21 protein-coding genes and 1 pseudogene are annotated in these 19,174 nt (G+C 41.5%); 8 read left to right on the forward strand and 14 right to left on the reverse strand.

Features of this window, described 5'->3' with window-relative positions; translation table 11 throughout:
• Nucleotides 1-9: 9 nt before the first annotated feature.
• The 8 genes from H5203_RS17080 to H5203_RS17115 all read right to left on the reverse strand — a co-directional run bounded on the left by H5203_RS17080 (nucleotide 10) and on the right by H5203_RS17115 (nucleotide 5,153).
• On the reverse strand, nucleotides 10-648 hold the full coding sequence (locus H5203_RS17080; RefSeq protein WP_182739733.1) for a protein-L-isoaspartate(D-aspartate) O-methyltransferase: 639 nt from the start codon (nucleotides 646-648) through the stop codon (nucleotides 10-12).
• Nucleotides 638-1,402: a 5'/3'-nucleotidase SurE gene (gene surE / locus H5203_RS17085; protein WP_145235272.1), complete on the reverse strand. Its 765-nt coding sequence runs from the start codon at nucleotides 1,400-1,402 to the stop codon at nucleotides 638-640. The genes H5203_RS17080 and surE overlap by 11 nt, the downstream gene beginning before the upstream one ends.
• Complete coding sequence (gene truD / locus H5203_RS17090) at nucleotides 1,383-2,432, reverse strand: tRNA pseudouridine(13) synthase TruD (protein ID WP_145235270.1); 1,050 nt, start codon at nucleotides 2,430-2,432, stop codon at nucleotides 1,383-1,385. The genes surE and truD overlap by 20 nt, the downstream gene beginning before the upstream one ends.
• The gene (gene ispF, locus H5203_RS17095; RefSeq protein ID WP_182735495.1) at nucleotides 2,429-2,911 is read right to left on the reverse strand and encodes a 2-C-methyl-D-erythritol 2,4-cyclodiphosphate synthase; all 483 of its coding nucleotides are present in this window, start codon (nucleotides 2,909-2,911) and stop codon (nucleotides 2,429-2,431) included. Before ispF ends, truD begins: the two co-directional genes overlap by 4 nt.
• Nucleotides 2,908-3,609 (reverse strand): 2-C-methyl-D-erythritol 4-phosphate cytidylyltransferase, encoded by a 702-nt coding sequence (gene ispD / locus H5203_RS17100; RefSeq protein WP_182820026.1) that lies wholly within the window; start codon nucleotides 3,607-3,609, stop codon nucleotides 2,908-2,910. The genes ispF and ispD overlap by 4 nt, the downstream gene beginning before the upstream one ends.
• On the reverse strand, nucleotides 3,599-3,889 hold the full coding sequence (ftsB, locus tag H5203_RS17105; protein ID WP_145235264.1) for a cell division protein FtsB: 291 nt from the start codon (nucleotides 3,887-3,889) through the stop codon (nucleotides 3,599-3,601). Before ftsB ends, ispD begins: the two co-directional genes overlap by 11 nt.
• A 61-nt stretch (nucleotides 3,890-3,950) precedes the next feature.
• Nucleotides 3,951-4,580, reverse strand: a complete 630-nt coding sequence (locus H5203_RS17110; RefSeq protein ID WP_145235262.1) for a hypothetical protein — start codon at nucleotides 4,578-4,580, stop codon at nucleotides 3,951-3,953.
• Between the two features lie 90 nt (nucleotides 4,581-4,670).
• Entirely contained in the window at nucleotides 4,671-5,153 is a 483-nt protein-coding gene (locus H5203_RS17115; RefSeq protein WP_145235259.1) for a DUF2947 domain-containing protein, read from the reverse strand.
• Nucleotides 5,154-5,213: 60 nt separating this feature from the next.
• Here H5203_RS17115 and H5203_RS17120 point away from each other — a divergent pair, with 60 nt between their 5' ends.
• Genes H5203_RS17120 through H5203_RS17130 form a run of 3 tightly spaced genes read left to right on the forward strand, consistent with a single transcriptional unit; the run spans nucleotide 5,214 to nucleotide 7,542 of the window.
• The gene (locus H5203_RS17120) at nucleotides 5,214-5,453 is read left to right on the forward strand and encodes a DUF1653 domain-containing protein (RefSeq protein ID WP_182735494.1); all 240 of its coding nucleotides are present in this window, start codon (nucleotides 5,214-5,216) and stop codon (nucleotides 5,451-5,453) included.
• 51 nt (nucleotides 5,454-5,504) lie between these two features.
• Complete coding sequence (locus H5203_RS17125) at nucleotides 5,505-6,353, forward strand: MoxR family ATPase (RefSeq protein WP_182731547.1); 849 nt, start codon at nucleotides 5,505-5,507, stop codon at nucleotides 6,351-6,353.
• 1 nt (nucleotide 6,354) lies between these two features.
• Nucleotides 6,355-7,542 (forward strand): VWA domain-containing protein, encoded by a 1,188-nt coding sequence (locus tag H5203_RS17130; RefSeq protein WP_182820027.1) that lies wholly within the window; start codon nucleotides 6,355-6,357, stop codon nucleotides 7,540-7,542.
• 32 nt (nucleotides 7,543-7,574) lie between these two features.
• Here the strand turns inward: H5203_RS17130 and H5203_RS23145 are convergent.
• Together H5203_RS23145 and H5203_RS17140 are read right to left on the reverse strand one after the other, a co-directional pair.
• Nucleotides 7,575-7,832, reverse strand: a pseudogene (locus tag H5203_RS23145) (helix-turn-helix domain-containing protein); the annotation flags it as partial.
• A gap of 244 nt (nucleotides 7,833-8,076) precedes the next feature.
• Nucleotides 8,077-8,601 (reverse strand): Spy/CpxP family protein refolding chaperone, encoded by a 525-nt coding sequence (locus tag H5203_RS17140; RefSeq protein ID WP_145235251.1) that lies wholly within the window; start codon nucleotides 8,599-8,601, stop codon nucleotides 8,077-8,079.
• A 172-nt stretch (nucleotides 8,602-8,773) separates the two neighbouring features.
• On the opposite strand from H5203_RS17140, the gene H5203_RS17145 reads away from it, so the two are divergent.
• The 3 genes from H5203_RS17145 to H5203_RS17155 are packed head-to-tail and all read left to right on the forward strand — an operon-like array spanning nucleotide 8,774 to nucleotide 11,812.
• Nucleotides 8,774-9,463, forward strand: a complete 690-nt coding sequence (locus H5203_RS17145; protein WP_145235248.1) for a response regulator transcription factor — start codon at nucleotides 8,774-8,776, stop codon at nucleotides 9,461-9,463.
• Nucleotides 9,441-10,856, forward strand: coding sequence for an ATP-binding protein (locus H5203_RS17150; protein WP_145235246.1), 1,416 nt, complete (start codon nucleotides 9,441-9,443; stop codon nucleotides 10,854-10,856). The genes H5203_RS17145 and H5203_RS17150 overlap by 23 nt, the downstream gene beginning before the upstream one ends.
• Before the next feature lie 11 nt (nucleotides 10,857-10,867).
• The gene (locus tag H5203_RS17155) at nucleotides 10,868-11,812 is read left to right on the forward strand and encodes an alpha/beta fold hydrolase (RefSeq protein ID WP_145235527.1); all 945 of its coding nucleotides are present in this window, start codon (nucleotides 10,868-10,870) and stop codon (nucleotides 11,810-11,812) included.
• Here H5203_RS17155 and H5203_RS17160 read toward each other — a convergent pair.
• The gene (locus tag H5203_RS17160; protein WP_182820028.1) at nucleotides 11,788-12,699 is read right to left on the reverse strand and encodes a cation diffusion facilitator family transporter; all 912 of its coding nucleotides are present in this window, start codon (nucleotides 12,697-12,699) and stop codon (nucleotides 11,788-11,790) included. The genes H5203_RS17155 and H5203_RS17160 overlap by 25 nt on opposite strands.
• A gap of 108 nt (nucleotides 12,700-12,807) precedes the next feature.
• Between H5203_RS17160 and trmL the strand changes: the two genes are divergently transcribed.
• Together trmL and H5203_RS17170 are read left to right on the forward strand one after the other, a co-directional pair.
• A complete protein-coding gene (gene trmL / locus H5203_RS17165) occupies nucleotides 12,808-13,272 on the forward strand; it encodes a tRNA (uridine(34)/cytosine(34)/5-carboxymethylaminomethyluridine(34)-2'-O)-methyltransferase TrmL (protein WP_145235242.1) in 465 nt (154 codons plus the stop codon).
• 162 nt (nucleotides 13,273-13,434) lie between these two features.
• Nucleotides 13,435-17,280: an EAL domain-containing protein gene (locus H5203_RS17170; protein WP_182820029.1), complete on the forward strand. Its 3,846-nt coding sequence runs from the start codon at nucleotides 13,435-13,437 to the stop codon at nucleotides 17,278-17,280.
• Nucleotides 17,281-17,353: 73 nt separating this feature from the next.
• Here H5203_RS17170 and gpsA read toward each other — a convergent pair whose 3' ends face one another.
• The 3 genes from gpsA to grxC are packed head-to-tail and all read right to left on the reverse strand — an operon-like array spanning nucleotide 17,354 to nucleotide 19,149.
• A complete protein-coding gene (gene gpsA / locus H5203_RS17175; protein ID WP_145235238.1) occupies nucleotides 17,354-18,361 on the reverse strand; it encodes an NAD(P)H-dependent glycerol-3-phosphate dehydrogenase in 1,008 nt (335 codons plus the stop codon).
• Between the two features lie 3 nt (nucleotides 18,362-18,364).
• On the reverse strand, nucleotides 18,365-18,853 hold the full coding sequence (gene secB / locus H5203_RS17180) for a protein-export chaperone SecB (RefSeq protein ID WP_145235236.1): 489 nt from the start codon (nucleotides 18,851-18,853) through the stop codon (nucleotides 18,365-18,367).
• Nucleotides 18,854-18,891: 38 nt separating this feature from the next.
• On the reverse strand, nucleotides 18,892-19,149 hold the full coding sequence (grxC, locus tag H5203_RS17185; protein WP_145235234.1) for a glutaredoxin 3: 258 nt from the start codon (nucleotides 19,147-19,149) through the stop codon (nucleotides 18,892-18,894).
• Nucleotides 19,150-19,174 lie beyond the last annotated feature (25 nt).

A 19,174-nucleotide genomic window follows, 5' to 3' on the forward strand; every position in this document is an offset into this window, starting at 1 on the left:
AGTGACTTCCTATTCAATGTCGCCAGGGACTAAAGGTACAAATCTAACTGGCGCAATAACATGTTGAGTAAATTTTTCGCCTTCGCGCACAACCATAACCAGTTGTTGATCTTCATTACCGATTGGCGCAATCATCACCCCACCATCAATGAGTTGGTCAAGTAATGCCTGCGGGACTTGCGATGCAGCGGCGGTTACAATGATGCCATCAAATGGCGCTTGTGACTGCCAACCTTGCCAACCATCGCCATGTTTCATGGAAACGTTGTATAAGTCTAGGTTATGTAAACGGCGCTTAGCCTGCCATTGTAACGCTTTAATTCGCTCTACCGAAAATACTTTTGAAAAGGTTTTCGCCAGTACCGCTGTTTGATAGCCTGAACCCGTGCCTATCTCAAGTACTTTATCGCGCACGCCAGCCAAACGCAGTAACTCGGTCATACGGGCAACAATATATGGCTGTGAAATTGTTTGTCCTTGACCTATTGGCAACGCCGTATTTTGATACGCTTTATGCTTAAGTACATCATCAACAAATACATGACGTGGAATATCAGCAATAGCGCTGAGTACCAATTTATCTTCAACACCTTCACGCTGTAATAGGTCAGCGAGCGCACGGGCACTTCGAGTATAATTAGCCAGCACCGTTGATCTCCATCGTTTTAAGCCACTCACCAACTGCAGCCAAGCTATCTTTCGCTGTCATATCAACACTTAGTGGCGTAACCGATGCATAGCCATTATTGATAGCATAAAAGTCTGTACCTTCTCCGGCATCACTTTCGGCACCTAAAACCCCATACCAATAAATGTCTCGTCCCCATGGATCTTGTTGTTTAGTCATGGTTTCTGCTTTATGACGCGCACCTAAACGCGTTACTTGCACGCCTTTTAGCTCAGATAACGGAATATCTGGCACATTAATATTGATGATTTGATCTTTTGGCAATGGATGTGACGCCAGCTCTTTAATTATGCTGACAGTCACCGCTGCTGCCGTTTCAAAATGATTGCCTTCTTTTGAGCACAAAGACACCGCCACTGCGGGCAAGCCTAAATGACGTCCTTCGGTTGCTGCTGCAACAGTCCCTGAGTACAAAGTATCGTCACCTAAATTTGCACCGTGGTTAATACCGGCAACGACTAGATCGGGCTTTTCATTAAGTAATTCATTCACGCCCAAATGTACACAATCAGTGGGCGTACCATTGACCGAAATAAACCCGTTATCTAGCGTGGTAGCACGCAGTGGATTAAGTAGCGTCAGTGAGTTACTTGCGCCACTGCAATTGCGATCAGGTGCAACTAACGTTACGTCTGCAATTTGCGTCAATGCCTGATACAACACTGCAATACCTTTTGCATTAACACCATCATCGTTACTTAGAAGAATTTTCATTTTCAGCGTCCTGTTCTTTATGTACTCGTGGGCTTGCATCTGTGTAATCCACCAGCTCACGTAACAATGCCGTGGCAAAGGTGCCTTTGGGTAAACCAAAGCTCAATTTAATGGTAGTTTCATCAATCGTTGCAACGGTTAAATCTTGTGGGATCAAACGCAACATTCTGCGCTCATTTTTCAGCCCTAACTTACCAAGCCCTTCACACCAATCTTGATACGGCTCTAGCCATATTTTTTCTTGTTCGGTGAGGCCTTTTTCGCTAGTGCCGACCAATGGCGCAGACATCATAATATCGCCAGAGGCAAGACGAGCGATATTTTCATCGCTAATGGCATCTTCAAAAAATGCATTGCTACCACTGAGCATAAACACTTCACGGTGCATGGTTTTAGCTAAGCCGTGCTCAGCAACACGCAAATTCACTATTTGATTAAACACATAAGAACGTGCAGCAGAGATAATTAAACCACGTAGTTTTTTGTCACGAATGCGCTCACCGGCAAACATCTTTTTAGCCATCACTAAATTATGACCATCGTGACCAAAGCGTTGTTCGCCAAAATAGTTAGGCACCCCGGCGCGTACCGCGTTGATACGACAAAGAATGTCTAACGGCTGAGTTACATTACGCAGAATAATGCTGAATTTATTACCTTTGTGGCAGCCAGTCCGCAGCTTACGATTATGCCGTTGCTGAGCAATGATAAACAGTGATTCACTGTTTAGCTCAGTAAAATCAATGTCTTTTTTAATGGGTACTGGCACACTAAACCACTGACTACATACTCCGTGGCGATCTTTCATACCAGCGAAGCTGACATCACGTGGCGAAATCCCCGCTTTTTGGGCAAGTAATTTAGCAACGTATTGGGTATTTTCGCCTTTTTTAACGACCTGTAAACAGACGTGTTCACCACTGCCGGTAAACTCTATGCCTAAATCCTCATCAACCATAAAATCTTCAGCAGTGGTTTTAAAATCAGCTTTAGATAGTGGTGCACCGTATAAATAATTTAACTCGCTCATAGTGATTGCTTGCTCATGATAACCACTGCATGACTTGAAATACCTTCTTTTCGCCCTTCAAAACCGAGCTTTTCAGTGGTTGTTGCTTTGACATTTACCTGGCCCAGTTCAGCGTTTAAATCGGCGGCTAAATTTTTACGCATGGCTTGAATATGCGGCAGCATTTTTGGCGCTTGCGCTACTATCGTTACATCCGCATTACCCAGTACATAGCCTTGCTGCTTAGCTAAATCAACAACATGGCGTAATAAAATACGGCTATCTATATTCTCATATTCACTGGCGGTATCAGGAAAGTGCTTGCCAATATCGCCCATTGCTAATGAGCCTAAAATAGCATCGCATAGTGCATGAATCGCAACATCACCATCAGAGTGCGCTAAAAAGCCTTGTGGGTAGGCAATCTTTTCACCACAAATAGTTAACGGGCCTTCGCCACCAAATTTATGGACATCGAAGCCATGGCCTATACGAATCATGATGCATTCTCACTTTGTTGTTTTTGGAGTAAAAAGTTGGCTAAATCTAAATCTTCTGGAGTGGTTATTTTAATATTATCGCTACGCCCAGCCACTAGCTTTACGGGCTTATTCGCCCATTCTATTGCCGATGCTTCGTCAGTGATCGTAACCTGCTGAGCAAGCGCAGTTTGCAATGCCTGCATTAAATCGTGGTACTTAAATAATTGCGGGGTCAACGCCTGCCATAAGTCATCCCGTGGCACTGTTTGTTGGCTATGAGTTGCACCGCGCTTAATAGTATCTTTCACTTTGCTTGCTAATATACCGCCTTCGTCAGCGTTAATGCACTCACTAAGTAAGCGCTCAATATCAGCCAAGGTAACCAGCGGCCTTGCCGCATCATGCACTAACACCCAATCAGGCGGGTTATCTGCAAGCGCTAATAAGCCATTAAGTACCGAGTCAGCTCGCTCTTTGCCGCCACTTGCACGGACAATGCGCTGATCAATAAACTCCAGTGTAGCAAAATAAGGATCATCATCGCTGACGGCCACCACAATAGTCGTTAATTGTTTGAGTTGCGCTAGTTTAGCAAGTGTATGTTCAAGAATTGTTTTACCAGCCAAGCGAATGTATTGCTTCGGTGCGCTATGTTGCATACGGCTTCCCACGCCAGCGGCTGGGACTATGGCTGCAAGGGTATAATTAGTTGTCATTTTGTTGCTGCCCAGGTAAAACACGAATAAATGTTTCGCCGGGTTTGATCATCCCTAATTCATTTCGAGCGCGCTCTTCCACCCCTTCTTGACCAAGCTTTAAATCTTCAATATCGGCTTTAAGCACTTTATTACGTTTGATCAATTGAGCATTAGTATCGTGATGTGAAGTAACAGCAGCTTTTAAACGACTATAATCTTGTACACCGTTGTGGCCAAACCATAATCGATATTGTACAAATAACGCTAAGCACAGCAGCGTGAATTGAAACAGTCGCATTAAACACTCCTTGATTTTACTCTACCAGTACAAATTTATAATGCGATTAAGGCTACTGGTATTATATTTTTTTAACTCGAACATGGGGACGTTTTAAATTACGCCAATTGATATTGCCTGCTAGCAGCATTTCTCTCAGTGATAAAATACGCGGTGTTGTGCGTTTATCAAAAGACCACTGATGGCCACAACAAGCAGCGGCCATTGTTGCCTTTGTGGGCTTTAATAACACCACCGACTGCCCTTCAAGCGGCTGACCTTGGCAGTCAAACCAACCATGCTCATTACAATGAAGTTTATTGTCGCTTACTTGGTCGATGCTGTCTATTGCAACACGGGTTTGATTTGCGCTATTGAGTAAAAGCGGAACAATTAAACCTACATTTTTATGTGTTTGATAAAAATCATCATTATTTTTTGCGTTGGGAGGCTGAGCTTTTTGCTTATCTAGCCAACAGCCATTGTGCGGATCTAACTGAAAAGGAACTTGACCATTTACCACGGCCGTTGCTGCGCGTTCTATATAATAAGGAAGACTTTTTAATCGCTTGCGTAAACGTTGTTCATTAACTTCAACAACTAATTGACCTATTTCCCGCGCATAAAAAGCATTGCACAACTGTGCATATAGCACACGTTGTGTATCTGATTGCCAAATATCGACTTGTTGAAAGGGGTCGCTTGCAGCCAACGATCATACTCTAAAACATCTAGTTGCTTGTTTTATAGCACAGTATTGACTGCTTTTTAAGCTCTGCTCTTTACAAAAGCAAAGCTCAGGTTACTTAACTTGTGACTTTATACCTAATTTAGCATCGCCAGTTTCTAAAAACTGCACTACTTCATCACGTTTCTTACCTAATAACAGACTACCATCAGCTAAAAACATAAAATTTTGCCAATTGCGTTTAAACACATCAAAGCTGGTTTCGATAATATTATCGCGGGCGATACAAAAATACACTGTGGTATTAGCTTGCCAACCTAAGTGCGCAAGTATCTCAGCTGGCAGTTGCTCAGCGCCGGCTTCCCATGCAGCTTCCCAGTGAATAGTTTGCGAGAAATTGTCTTCGTTACCACACCAGTCTGTTTTTTCAAAAAAATCAGGATGGTCATGTTCACGGCTCACCATGGTGCTCCATAAAACAGCGGCACGCTCATGGCTCATAGGTTTAATTAAGGCAAGGTCTTGTTCTGTTACTGGCGCATCTTTATGACGAAAAACCCACGCTTTTTTGTAATCATCTAACGAAATATAGTTCATAGTATTGGCAAATTAGTTAGCATTAAAAGTGCAAAGACAAATTATACAAGAGATCAAAACATGACTACAGCAATAAAACCACATACCCTCAAATCAGGCATATACCAACACTACAAAGGCCCAAAGTACAAAGTTCTGTACGTCGCCACTCACAGTGAAACAGACGAACAATTAGTTATTTACCAAGCCTTGTATGGTGAGTTTGGCATTTGGGCAAGACCGCTTAGTATGTTTAGCGAAACGATTGAAAAAGACAGCAAAATTATTCCACGCTTTAGCTACCTTGGTGAAGCCGATTAACTATGGCATGATAGGCATATTGTTTACTGCTCAGACCAGATAGGTATTTACGTGCAATTTAATTCTACTGATAACTACATCGCAAGTTCAGCGTTAAAACAAGCGGTTAATGCGGCTATTTTGCTGGAAAAGCCACTTTTGATCAAAGGCGAGCCCGGCACTGGTAAAACCATGCTGGCTGAGGAGTTGGCTAAAAGCTTAGACACCACACTTATCCAATGGCATATCAAATCGACCACTAAAGCGCAGCAAGGCTTATATGAATACGATGCAGTATCACGCCTACGCGACAGCCAATTAGGTGATGCCCGGGTAAACGACATTGGCAACTATATTATTAAAGGCAAGTTGTGGCAGGCATTTACTTATGGTGAAGAACATAACAAACGCCCGGTATTATTAATTGATGAAATAGACAAAGCCGACATCGAATTCCCAAACGACTTACTATTAGAACTCGATAAAATGGAATTTCATGTTTATGAAACCGGTGAGCGTGTAATCGCAAAACAACGCCCTATTGTGATCATCACCTCAAACAACGAAAAAGAACTGCCCGATGCCTTTTTACGCCGTTGTTTTTTCCATTACATTGATTTTCCATCTAGTGACGAAATGCAGCAAATTATCGATGTTCACCACCCACACGTAAAACAAGATTTAGTTCGCCAAGCACTGGAAGTATTTTTTAATCTACGTGAAGTCAACGGCATTAAGAAAAAGCCTTCCACCAGCGAGTTACTTGATTGGTTAAAACTGCTTATGGCTGAAGACATCGATGCAAAAACTCTGCATGACAAAACTCAAAAAGGCGGTTTAATGCCAATGTTTGGCGCACTACTTAAAAATGAACAAGATATCAGCTTAATTGAAAAACTTGCCTTTATGAGTCGCCGTTAAGATGTTGGTTGCGTTTTTCTTCAAACTGCGTGAATACCGTTTACCTGTTAGTTTGCGCGAGCTGCTTGATTTGATCAACGCGCTAAAAAAAGGCGCGGTATTTGCCGATATTGACGGATTTTATTATTTAGCCCGTACCATTATGGTTAAAGACGAAACCCACTTTGACAGGTTTGATAAAGCGTTTGCTGATTACTTTAGCGGCATTGCCGATCTCGACTTACTCGAAAGCTTAAAACAGCAGCACAACTTACCTGAAGATTGGCTGCGCAAAGAGTTTGAAAAACACCTAACCGATGAAGAAAAAGCCCAGCTTAAAGCCATGGGCGGCCTTGATGAGCTAATGAAAACCCTCAAAGAGCGCCTAGAAGAACAACAAAAACGCCACGCTGGTGGCAATAAATGGGTGGGCACGGGTGGTACATCGCCATTTGGCGCGTATGGCTATAACCCTGAGGGCGTAAGGATTGGTCAAGACGGCAACCGCAATCGCCAAGCGGTAAAAGTATGGGATAAACGCGAATATCGTAATCTGGACTCTGACCGTGAAATTGGCTCACGCACTATTAAGCTCGCCCTTAAAAAACTGCGCAAGTTTGCTCGCACTGGCGCCAGTGACACCCTCGACTTAAACGAGACCATTCGCGCTACCGCCAAACAAGGCGGCATGCTGGATGTAAAAATGGCACCAGAGCGCCACAATGCGGTAAAAGTATTGATGCTGTTTGATATTGGCGGCTCAATGGATGATTACATTCACACCTGTGAAGAATTATTTAGCGCCGCGCATAGCGAGTTTAAACACTTAGAATTTTACTACTTCCATAACTGTTTATACGAACACGTATGGCAAGATAATCAACGCCGCCACTCTAACGTCATCGACACCATGACGCTAATCAATAAGTTCACCAGTGACTATAAAGTGATCTTTGTTGGCGACGCCACTATGGGCCCGTATGAAATTGCCTACCCCGGTGGCTCAGTGGAACACTACAACGAAGAGCCCGGCAGCGCATGGCTGGCACGCATCACTAATCATTTTGATAAAGTCGCCTGGCTCAACCCACAACCGGTTGAACACTGGCGTTACTACCAATCAATTGATTTTATCAAGCAGCTAATGAATAACCGCATGTACCCGCTGAGTTTAGATGGCATAAGTAATGCGATAAAAGAGCTAACATAGGTGCTAGATTATAAGGGCTAGGAAAACTAACTCTACAACTCAGCTATATGATTCAATGTTTCTGGATAACGCTGCACCAGTTTTAGTAAAGTAATTGCTTGCCCATTAGGAACACTGCGCCCTTGTTCCCAGTTTTCAAACATTCTTGCTGAGGTACGTAATAAGTTTGCAAATACTCAGCGCGACATATTAAACGCTTCGCGAATATTGATTATTTCATCGGGTGAAATGGCGGGCTTATTTGCATCATTCATAGCATAAGTGAGTAAGGTTAGCTTGTCTTGTGCATGCGCTTAAATGTACGCAAATTACTTACACTTATTAAGTTAGCACTATGACGCGATATAAACCTGCTACCAGTGTGTAGCCGCAGGTTTATACCCCGTCAAATATATAATTTAGACGTTGGATAAAACTCAGCTGCAGAGCAAACTCTGTCGCGATATAAAATAGCTGCCACATGGCTCGTTAAAAAAGAAAAGCGCGGGATCTCTCCCGCGCTTCATTTTTCGCTTTAGTAATTTTGGTAATTACTTAGCTTGCCGTTTGTTCGTCATGGCTGCGTTTTTTGTCACCTTTTTTACGCATGTGTTTTTTAATTTCTTGGTACTTTTCACGTTGTTCAGCATTTAATACTTGCCATACTTGATGCTGCGTTTTTAGGTTAATTAAGCCAAATTGCTCGCCTTTGCTTTGGCGCTGCGCTAATAACTCTTTCGCTGCAGCTTCATCAAAGGTTGGCATATCTAACAATGCTTGCATTTGTGCCTTATGGGCAGCACGCTCTTGCTTCATGGCCTGTTTATCGTTACCACGTAGCGCTTTAAACTGTGCTTTTTGCGCATCAAAAATGCTTTTTAACTGAGTTTGTTGTTGCTCAGTTAAATCAAGCTTTTTAACGCCACGCTCAGAGAGTAAAAAGCGCGCTTGTTTATGCTGTTGAGAATGGCCTGGTTTATGATCCATGCCCTCTTTTGCTATTACGGCGCCAGTGCCTAATGTTGCTGTCGCTAATCCACAAATTAATACTAGTTTAGAAACTTTACTTGAAATAGTCATAATCATTACCTTTGAGTTGCTTGTAACTTAGTGTCTGTTCAGTTGTTATGTTCACTATAACTAACCAAGTGCAAAGCAACGCAAAGCAATGTAAAGGTTGTGTAAAGGTTCACTTTTAAGTGCGTTAAGGCGTAAAATGAAGTTATTCCAGCGTGGTTAAGGTGAGCAAATAATGAAGCTATTAATGATTGATGATGATACCGGTTTATGTGAGTTACTCTCGGAGTACTTAACTGCGCAAGGTTTTCAAATAGAATGTGCCCATGATGGTGAACAAGGCTTAAAACAAGCGCTTGAGCAAGAGTATGCATTAATTTTACTCGATGTTATGTTACCGAAACTAGATGGCTTTGAAGTATTAAAACAGCTTAGACAAAAAAAGTTAACGCCGGTAATTATGCTAACCGCCAAAGGTGAAGACTTTGACCGTATTTTTGGTCTTGAACTAGGCGCTGATGATTACATTCCTAAACCATTTAATCATCGTGAATTACTCGCACGGGTTAAAGCGATTACTCGTCGTATTGAACATATTACTAGCCTAGCAAATACCAGCAGTAATAAGTTAACCGTTAATAATATTGTTATAAATTTAGCTGCCCGCGAAGCGTATGTAGATGAACACCCGCTAAGCCTAACCGGTACTGAATATGAAGTACTTGCCTTACTGGTTAAACATGCAGGTGAAGTGGTCAGTAAAGAGCAAATAAGTGAAGAGGTGCTCGGTAGACGCCTAGCCTCTTTTGATCGCTCAATTGATATGCATGTGAGTAATATTCGTAAAAAAATTGCCGAGTTCAACAATGCAGAACGAATAAAAACCATGCGAGGGACTGGTTATGTCTTTATCCAAGGGGAGTAATAAAACTCGGTTTTCTTGGCTAAAACATCCTCAGCACTTTTTATTTTTCAAAATTTTTGTGTGGTTTTGGCTAACAGTAATAGGCACCATAACTGCATTGGTGTTTTTAAGTAACATTGCGACCAATCAAGTCAGTTATGAGAACTTACATGGGCCCATGCAGAAAAACTTGCAATACACGGCCAAAGGCATCGAACGTATGGTAGTCAAACATAATAAATCGATTGCCGAAATTTTAACTCATCCGCGGCTTGCAAAACAAAAGTTACTATATTTAAATTCAGATCAGCCAGATCACTCGCTCAGTAGCAGAGTACCATCAAGTGAGATTGATTTAAGTTTACTTAATTTCACTAAAAACATGCCGCCACAAATTATTTTTACCGAGTATTATCAAGCATTCGGACCGATAAAAATAAACCTTCCTGAGGGGCAATTTTACCTATACGAAATTGATGAGAATCATCAACCACCTTTTTTTATACGGTTAAAGCTGATGCCGATTTGGCTAAAAGTGATCATTGCTTTACTGGCTTCATTAACTTTAAGTTTTATATTTAGTCGTAACCTAATTGCACCTATTAATCACTTAAAGCAAGCTGCAATTAAGCTCTCTGACGGCGATTTAACCGCGCGCGCTGAAATTGATCCAAACAGGCAAGATGAACTGGGCGTACTTGGCCGCGACTTTAATAGTATGGCAAGTCAGTTAGAGCAACTGATTTCTGCACAAAAGCGCTTATTGGCTGATATATCTCACGAGTTGCGTTCCCCCCTAACTCGCCTTAAAATGGCTACGGGTCTTGCGCAAATGCAGACCCCAGAAGAAAACCAAACCTATTTATTACGCATTGAAAAAGAAGCAAATCAGCTCGATAAAATGATCGCTGATGTGCTGCAAGTATCGCGCTTAGAGGCGAAAAGTCAGGCGCTATCGCTGCATCAACAATCCTTACAGATCATTATTGATCATGTTTTGAATGATGCGCAATTTGAAGCTAAACAGACCAATAAGCAATTAATTATAAATGGTCAACTCAATGTTGATATTTATTGTGACGAGAGTCTCATTGCCAGTGCGCTAGAGAATGTTTTACGCAACGCAATAAAATATGCAGAGCAAACAATCACCCTAACATTGAGTTTAAGTGATGCTATTTATATAGAGATCAGCGATGATGGCCCGGGCGTCGAACCGCAAAATTTAGCCAAATTATGTGAGCCATTTTTTCGCCAATCTGATGCACGAGACAGAACTAGCGGCGGTACAGGACTTGGCTTAGCAATTGCTAAAAATGCAATTGCCGCCCATTCTGGCAGTTTAACGCTGCATAATAAACAACCAAGTGGGTTATGTGTGCGTATCGCCTTACCTCTGGATAAACAAAAATAATCATGGCCATTATGTTTTACAGCACAGAGCAAAACTTACTTACCCAACAACCTGAGATCACAGAGTTTTTTCAGCAGCAGTTGCACAAAGCGCAGCTGACTACCGATAATGGCGATTTATATTATGGCTATGTGATACCTGAGCATGCCAAAGCCGCTATTGTTATTTGCTCTGGACGTATTGAAGGATTAGATAAATACCAAGAGCTAATCTGGGAGTTATATAAAAATAACTATGCGGTGTTTATTATTGATCATCAAGGACAAGGCCGTTCTTATCGCGCTTTAGCCAATCCTCATAAAGGTTTTGTTAATAAATTTAGTGATTATGCTGATGATTTAGCACTGTTTGACCGTCTAATTGTCAGTAAACTCTACCAAGGCAAAAAAGTCATCCTAGGGCATTCAATGGGCGGCGCGATTGCCTTTGATTTCCTGACCCGGTTTGAACATAACTACAGTGGGGTATTTTTGTCTTCGCCCATGTTTGATATTTTCACTAAAGGTACTCCCAAACCACTGGCTAAACTTGCCGCCCGTGCTGCCTGTTTGTTTGGTTTTAATAAACACTATGCGTTTGGCCAAGCAGATTACCTGCCTGATGAATTCGCACAGAATGACCTTACCAGTAGCGAAACTCGCTATGATTTATTTAGACAAACCTACCAAACGGATAGCGCGCTACAATTAGGCGGGGTGACTTACGGCTGGTTGAATGAAGCTTTTGGCTTTATGGCAACTCTTGAAAAACAACAGCTATCGATTCCACTTTTTGTAGCCAGTGCTGAGAATGATACTGTGGTTGATAACCAAGCCCAATTAGCCTTAGTTCACCGTCAAAGTAATGCTATTTTACAAACATTTGCGAATGCTAAGCACGAGTTACTATTTGAACAAGACACCATTCGCAAAGCTGTGCTTAGCCGTTTTTATCAGTTTTGTGATTCATTAACTTGAGCGCGGCTATTACTCAATGACATTGGATCTTGATGAATCAAAATATCCATTTCACAATTAAATTCTTGTTGGATCATCGCCACTACTTCATCCGCTACATAATGAGCACGGATCAAGGGGAGTTGATCTTCAAGCTCTAAATGCATTTGAATAAACTTAACTTTACCACCTTGTCGCGTGCGTACGTCATGTACGCCAAATACATTGTTATGACTGTTAGCGATTGATATGATACTGGCTTTTTCGTCCTCAGGTAGCTCTTTATCCATTAAATGGTCAGCGCTTTGCCTAGCAATATCCCAACTGTTATAAAGCAAATAACCTGCAACACCAATGGCAAAAATAGGATCCGCGTACAGCATGTCATTTTGCGCAAGCAATATGGCCAGCAGTACTGCTGCATTTAAAATTATATCGCCTTTGTAATGCACAGAGTCTGCTTTAACTGCAATGGACTCGGTATGCTTAATGACTTGAGTTTGTACATAAACCACCACTAAGGTGCAAGCAATCGCAAATAGACTAACCCATACCCCGAGCATTGAATGACTTAGTACCACAGGATTAAATAATCGCTCTATACCATGAAACGCCAATAAACAACCAGAGCCTGCAATAAATGCCGCTTGCCCTAAACCCGCCAAGGCTTCGGCTTTACCATGGCCAAAACGATGATCGTCATCAGCTGGGCGCAGTGCATAAAAGAGCACCATAAAACTCATTGCTGAAGCGGTAATATCCATCAAAGAATCGGTGAGTGATCCGAGCATAGAGGCAGAGCCAGACGCAAGCCATGCCCAACATTTAGCAGCAATCATTAAACTCACCATCACCATAGTGACCACACTTGCTGTTTTTACCCAAAACTCATAACTGCGCTGATGCACGTTTTTGCCTATGCTTAAAGTGTTTACTTAAAATGAGTATATCATTTTTTTTATCTGTTTCGTGTATACTCTCGAACGTCAAAATGTAGATCACCAATAAGGCTCGTTATGCTTGATATCGTTTTATACCAACCTGAAATTCCACCTAACACAGGGAATATTATTCGCCTGTGTGCAAATACGGGCTATGCTTTGCATTTAATCGAGCCTTTGGGCTTTGAGTGGGACGATAAGCGCGTGAAAAGAGCTGGCCTTGATTACCATGAATTTAGCCATGTGCAACGCCATCCGTCATTTGCAGCTTACTTAGAAAAATGCCAACCTAAAAAAGTATATGCATGTACCACTAAAGGCAGTCAATTTCACCATCAAGCGAGTTATGAAGCAGGTGATTGTTTAGTGTTTGGCCCAGAAACCCGTGGCTTACCAGATGATTTAATTCAATCACTACCTAATGAACAACGTGTGCGTATTCCTATGCAAGCTAACAGTAGAAGCATGAACTTATCTAACGCAGTGGCTGTTTTTGTTTATGAATCATGGCGTCAGTTAGGCTTTCCTAACGCGCAGTAAATTATATTAAAATGCGCCTATATCGTTGGGCGCCTTGTTTTATAATCACCATTATAATTTAGCACTACATATAGCAATAAATTTGCTTCGAGTGGATTCGCATTATTTCTATTCCTACACTATTCTAAATAAGTTCTTTTTAAACTGATTCAATGGATTGTAATGCGTTTTTTCCTTCAAATATGCTGTTTTATTAGCATGTTATCTATTGTAAATGCAAACGCGAGTGTAGCTGAATTAAATGCGAATGAACTTTCGCTACCCGCCATTAATGACTTTACTCAAGACCCAAGTAATGCGTTTTGGCTCGCTACCAATAAAGGGCTGTTTAATTACGACTCGGTGCATCTTTTTAGTGGCCAAGCACCACCTTTTTCATCATTTGCGAATCAAGCCATTTTACAAGTAGCGACCTATAAATCCTGGTTATTAATTAACACTGAGCAAGGGCTGAGTTTAATAAACTTAATTAACAACCAGTTAATTCAACTAACAGCAACACCGCTAAAACAGCCGATATTAACCACTGAGCTCGGCTTTTACTTTCTGTACCAAGGTCAGATCCACACTATAAAAGACGAAAAAATCTATTCTCCATTCGCCTTTTCAGAGCAGATCGTCGAACTCGCATTGGGATTTAACAACAGCCTATGGCTACATTCAGGTAGTAATTTAGTTAGTCACTTTGATTTAGCAAGTAATGCAATTACAGCTCAGCTTATCGTCCCCGCGCCTATCGCGCAATTGAGTCCAAGTCAAACCTCAGCAGCGATCCTTATCAATACCAATAACGACCAACATTACCTGTTTAACAACGCGCACTCTATGCAAGAAATAAAACTCCAGCATGCGCATGTTCAACAACTAAATTACTTTGATGATCAGCTCTATTATTTGCATAAAAATCGCGCTTATAAACATGATCTAACGAGCAAAAACACGAATCCTTTGTTTTATAGTGCTCCTGCACGCTTTTTATCAATTAAACAAAACAACCAACAACTGTGGCTGCAAACTGCCACTAAAAGCTGGCTAAAGCTCCCTGTAATGCAAATTATCACAACTCCTATCACCGATAATCCTGCTCCGCGTATGCAGCAATACTTTGACATGTTGGAACAGTTAGGTAATTTTACACAACATAAAAAAATTATTACCATCGCTTATCTGCGCGAAGACAAATGGGCTGTTGCAACCGACACTGGTTTATATTTATACAGTGCCCGCAACCTCACTTTTGATTTATTGATAAAGGTTCAAGTTGCTGCGCTGCATTCAACTGCCCCAACAACACTGTGGGTAGCAACCAAAAAGCAATTAATAAAATATGATTTTGCGACGCAGCAACAAAACCAAACACTACCAATTAATAACATTAATGCTTTAACATCCCTTAATGACGAGCAATATCTAGCAAGTAATGGTGAGCAATTATTTTATATTGCTAAACAACAGCTCACCGCCCTTGTGCTTGAAACTGAAGCCCTCGGGCAGATCAACGCTATTTATTATCAACGCAACTCTTCAAGGCTTTGGCTTGCAACAAGTAACGGCTTATGGCTGAGTCAATGGCAACCACCTGAAAATTCTCAGCAAATAACACTTGAGATAAATTTTGATAAAGTAAGTACGTTCAACACCACAGCCATTTACGAAGCACCACAAAATGCTTTGTGGATAGTTGATTCTCAAGCGATAAAACTCTACAAACCCAGCACTAACCTATGGGTTGAAAATGCCACTCATAGTATTGCCGCTTATATTGATGATTCTATAAGTTATAAGCAACTTCCGAGTTCACTCTTTAGCGTTAGCTATCGTGATAAAATAATGTTGTTTGCACCAACAGGTAATACTTTATTAGAAGTACATTCAAAACAAGCACCACCTCAAAGCAGCTCTTTTTTAGTCAGTCATTTGACTTTGCACTACAAAGATAAAAGCCAAGACTATTACCACTTAGCAACCAACGCAGTAAATACCAGCCAACCGCTAAAAGGGATTTCTGTTTGGTTTAGCAGTAATAGCCTCTTACCTATGCGGCTAAATTACCGGCTTGATCCCAATGGCGATTGGCTAGCACTGCCGCCGACTCAAACTATGCTGTCACTGGCAAGTAGTGAAAAGAATATTTATCTTGAAGTTAAAAACCTTAATCAAGTAAACAGCGAACCGCTAGTGTTAATGATTAAACAAACTGCTTTTACTTTCCCTCACTGGATCAATTATCTCATTTTAGCGGCTATTTTCGCTATTTTACTGCTGTTAATTGTTTATAGATTAAAAAGTGGTGCTAAACATAATTTGGTCAACGCGTTAATGACGCAATCAAAAGATGCCATTTGGATCGCCAATGAACAGTTTCAAATAACGAACATAAACCAAGCATTTACAACTATTTGTGGCTTTACTCTTGCTGATGTAGTGGGTAAAAAACCAAAAGCCTTTACTGTAAACGGCCGCGATAAAAAATTAGAAAGCCTCATTTATAATGATCTAGAGGTTGATGGTTATTGGTCTGGTGAAATTTGGAATGTGCGTAAAGACGGGCAACCCTATGCCTTAGATTTATCGATAACGAAAGTAAAAACCCCTAACCTACGTACTAGTAGCGCGCATTATATTGGGTTATTTTCAGATGTAACTGCACGTAAGAATAATGAACGTGCGATGCTTAAATTAACCACTCGAGATTCTGTCACTGGGCTATCCAATCGCACTATTTTTATTGAATCTGTAAATAAGGCAATTGCCAGCTGTAATAACAACTTCCCTAATTTACTGATTATTTTTATAGATTTAGACAATTTTAATAAAATTAACGAATCCCTTGGTCACGCAATCGGTGATGAACTATTAAAAGAAGTTGCGGGCAGACTCACTCGAAACCTTGATTCTGGTTATACCTTGGCCCGCTTAGGGGGAGATGAATTTGCTGTACTTGTACCGCCCTATTTATATTCAGGTAAGACCGTCTTTTTCGCCAAAAAACTGGCCGATAATATTCTTAAACAATTCCAAACACCGTTTATGCTTGATGGTATAGAGAGCTTTATTTCTGCCTGTTGTGGCATCGCTGGGTACCCAGAAAATGGTTATAACAGCGAAGCGCTGATGCGCAGCGCCAACAGTGCGCTTAATCACGCCAAAAAGATGGGTCACAATAATTATCAATTTTTTGATAAATCTAAACACACGATTGATACTAATGAGCTAAGTAAAGAAAGTGCACTTTTTCGGGCTATCGAACATCAGGATTTTCAATTATTCTACCAAGTAAAATATAACGCAGATAAAGATCAAGTACATGGTTTTGAAGCTTTAGTCCGTTGGCCACAAGTTGATGGCAGTATAATTAGTCCTGTTGAATTTATCCCTCTTGCAGAACAAAATGGCGCAATTATTCCTCTCACTTTATTGCTAATGAAGCAGCTATTTAAGCAACTAGAGTTATGGCGTAATGAAGGGGTGAGTTTTGGCAAAGTAGCTATTAATGTTTCAGCTCTGCACTTTCAGCAAAGTAGTTTAGTCGAAACCCTCACTGAGTGTTTAACAAACTACGACGTACCTGCGCGCTGTGTTGAGTTAGAAATAACTGAAAGTGCCATGATGGACAACCCTGAATTTGCCCAACAGCAAATGAATCGCTTAAAAGCACTAGGATTTACCATTGCGCTAGATGACTTTGGTACTGGTCATTCATCATTGGGCTATCTAAAACGTTTTCCAATTGATACTTTAAAAATTGATCGCTCTTTCATAAAAGATATTGTCGATAGTGAGCAGGATCGTAATATTACCGCGACAATTATTCGCCTCGCTAAATACTTACATATCGATGTTGTTGCCGAAGGGGTTGAAACTAAAGAGCAGGCTTATATGTTGCATGTTATGGGCTGTAATACGATGCAAGGCTATTATTATAGTCGCCCGCTTTGTGCTGAAAAAGTAGCTGCTTATCTCGAAAAAAACAACCTGAGAAAACAATCTAATTTGATGAATGACTAAGTACCATGTTAGTTATTAGATTAACTGCCAGCGTTTATACAATCCCATAAACGCTGGCAGCTACAAGGCACTGTTACTCTGATTTTTGCTCGCGACCTAATAAAGCCATCGCGGCTTCTTTCACGTCTTTATTTTCATAAAGTACCTGATAGATTTGCTCAGTGATCGGCATTTCAATACCAGTACGTTGTGCAAGTAAATAGACTTCTTTGGTGTTGCGATAACCTTCGACCACTTGACCAATTGATGCTATCGCCTGCTCTACCTTTTCACCTTTACCCAGTGCTAAACCAAAACGACGGTTACGAGACTGATTATCGGTGCACGTTAGGATCAAATCCCCCAGCCCAGCCATGCCCATAAAGGTTTCTGACTTAGCACCAAGCGCGCAGCCTAACCGGCATAACTCAGCTAAACCACGGGTGATCAATGCTGTCCGCGCATTAGCACCAAAACCAAAGCCGTCAGACATACCAGCGCCAATCGCAATCACATTTTTAACCGCGCCACCGAGCTGAATACCAATAAAATCATTATTGTTATAGACCCTAAATGAGCGACCACAATGCAATAGTTCAGCTAACTGTTTTGCAAAGGCTGTTGATGTTGACGACACTGAAATAGCAGTAGGTAAACCCATCGCCATTTCTTTAGCAAATGTAGGGCCTGATACGACTGCCAGTGGCACATCATCACCTAATTCTTGCTGGGCAACTTCTTGCAAAAGTCGGCCTGTATCTGGTTCAAGCCCTTTGGTTGCCCATGCAACTTGTGCCCCTTCAAGTAATGAAGGCTTAATTTGCTGTAGCGTATCGCCAAATGCATGACTTGGCACAACAACCAAAATCACTTGGCTTGCAGTTACTGCGGTGTGTAAGTCGGCTTCAAGGTGTAAGGTGTCAGGAAAAGTGACATCGGGCAGGTAACGTTGATTTTTCCGCTCAGCTGCAAGCGTGGCAACGTCATCGCTATTGCGACCCCAAAGTGTCACTTGGTGACCGTTTCGGGCTAAACAAATAGCAAGGGCGGTGCCATAAGACCCCGCCCCTAATACAGTAACAGCTGAATTGGCTGTACTCATAAGTTATGCGTCTGCAGTTGCCTGTTCAGCTTGCGCTGCACGTTGCTGCATGTATTGAGCGAATAACGCATCAAAGTTCACAGGTGCAAGGTTAAGCTGTGGGAATGTACCACGGTTAACTAAGTTAGATACCGCTTCACGTGCGTACGGGAACAACACGTTCGGGCAGAATGCGCCAAGCATGTGTGCAAGTTGTACTTCTTCAACTTCAGCGATAGTGAAAATACCCGCTTGTTGAATTTCACATAAAAAAGCCGTTTCTTCACCGATAGAAGCAGTAACAGTCAGTGCTAATACTACTTCAAACACGCCTTCGTCTAATTTATTAGAACGTGTGTCAAGGTCAAGCTTAACTTCTGGTGTCCATTCTTTTTGGAAAATAGCAGGTGAATTAGGCGTTTCAAAAGACACGTCTTTTGTGTAAATACGTTGGATCGTAAATTGTGCGCCAGTTTCTTCTTGTGCTGCTACGTTCTGGTTTTCTTCGTTCATGATAATTCCTAACTTTTAATCGTTTTTATAATAAATGCTTAAGCGTTTAACTTAGCGTCAAGTTTGCCTTGGGCTTCAATCGCCATCATGTCGTCACAACCGCCGATATGCTCATCATTAATAAAAATTTGCGGTACTGTGCTCGCGCCACCTGCTTTGGCAATCATTTCATCACGTAATTCAGGCTGTACACCAATGTCGATATTTGTAAATTGCACACCTTTATTTGTTAGCAACGCTAAAGCACGCTGACAAAAAGGGCAATACGCTTTGGTGTAAAGAACAACATTACTCATAACAATTCCTCTATCGGCCTAACTA

It is taken from the genome of Pseudoalteromonas sp. SG41-1 (assembly GCF_014164575.1).
GTDB lineage: Bacteria > Pseudomonadota > Gammaproteobacteria > Enterobacterales > Alteromonadaceae > Pseudoalteromonas > Pseudoalteromonas rhizosphaerae.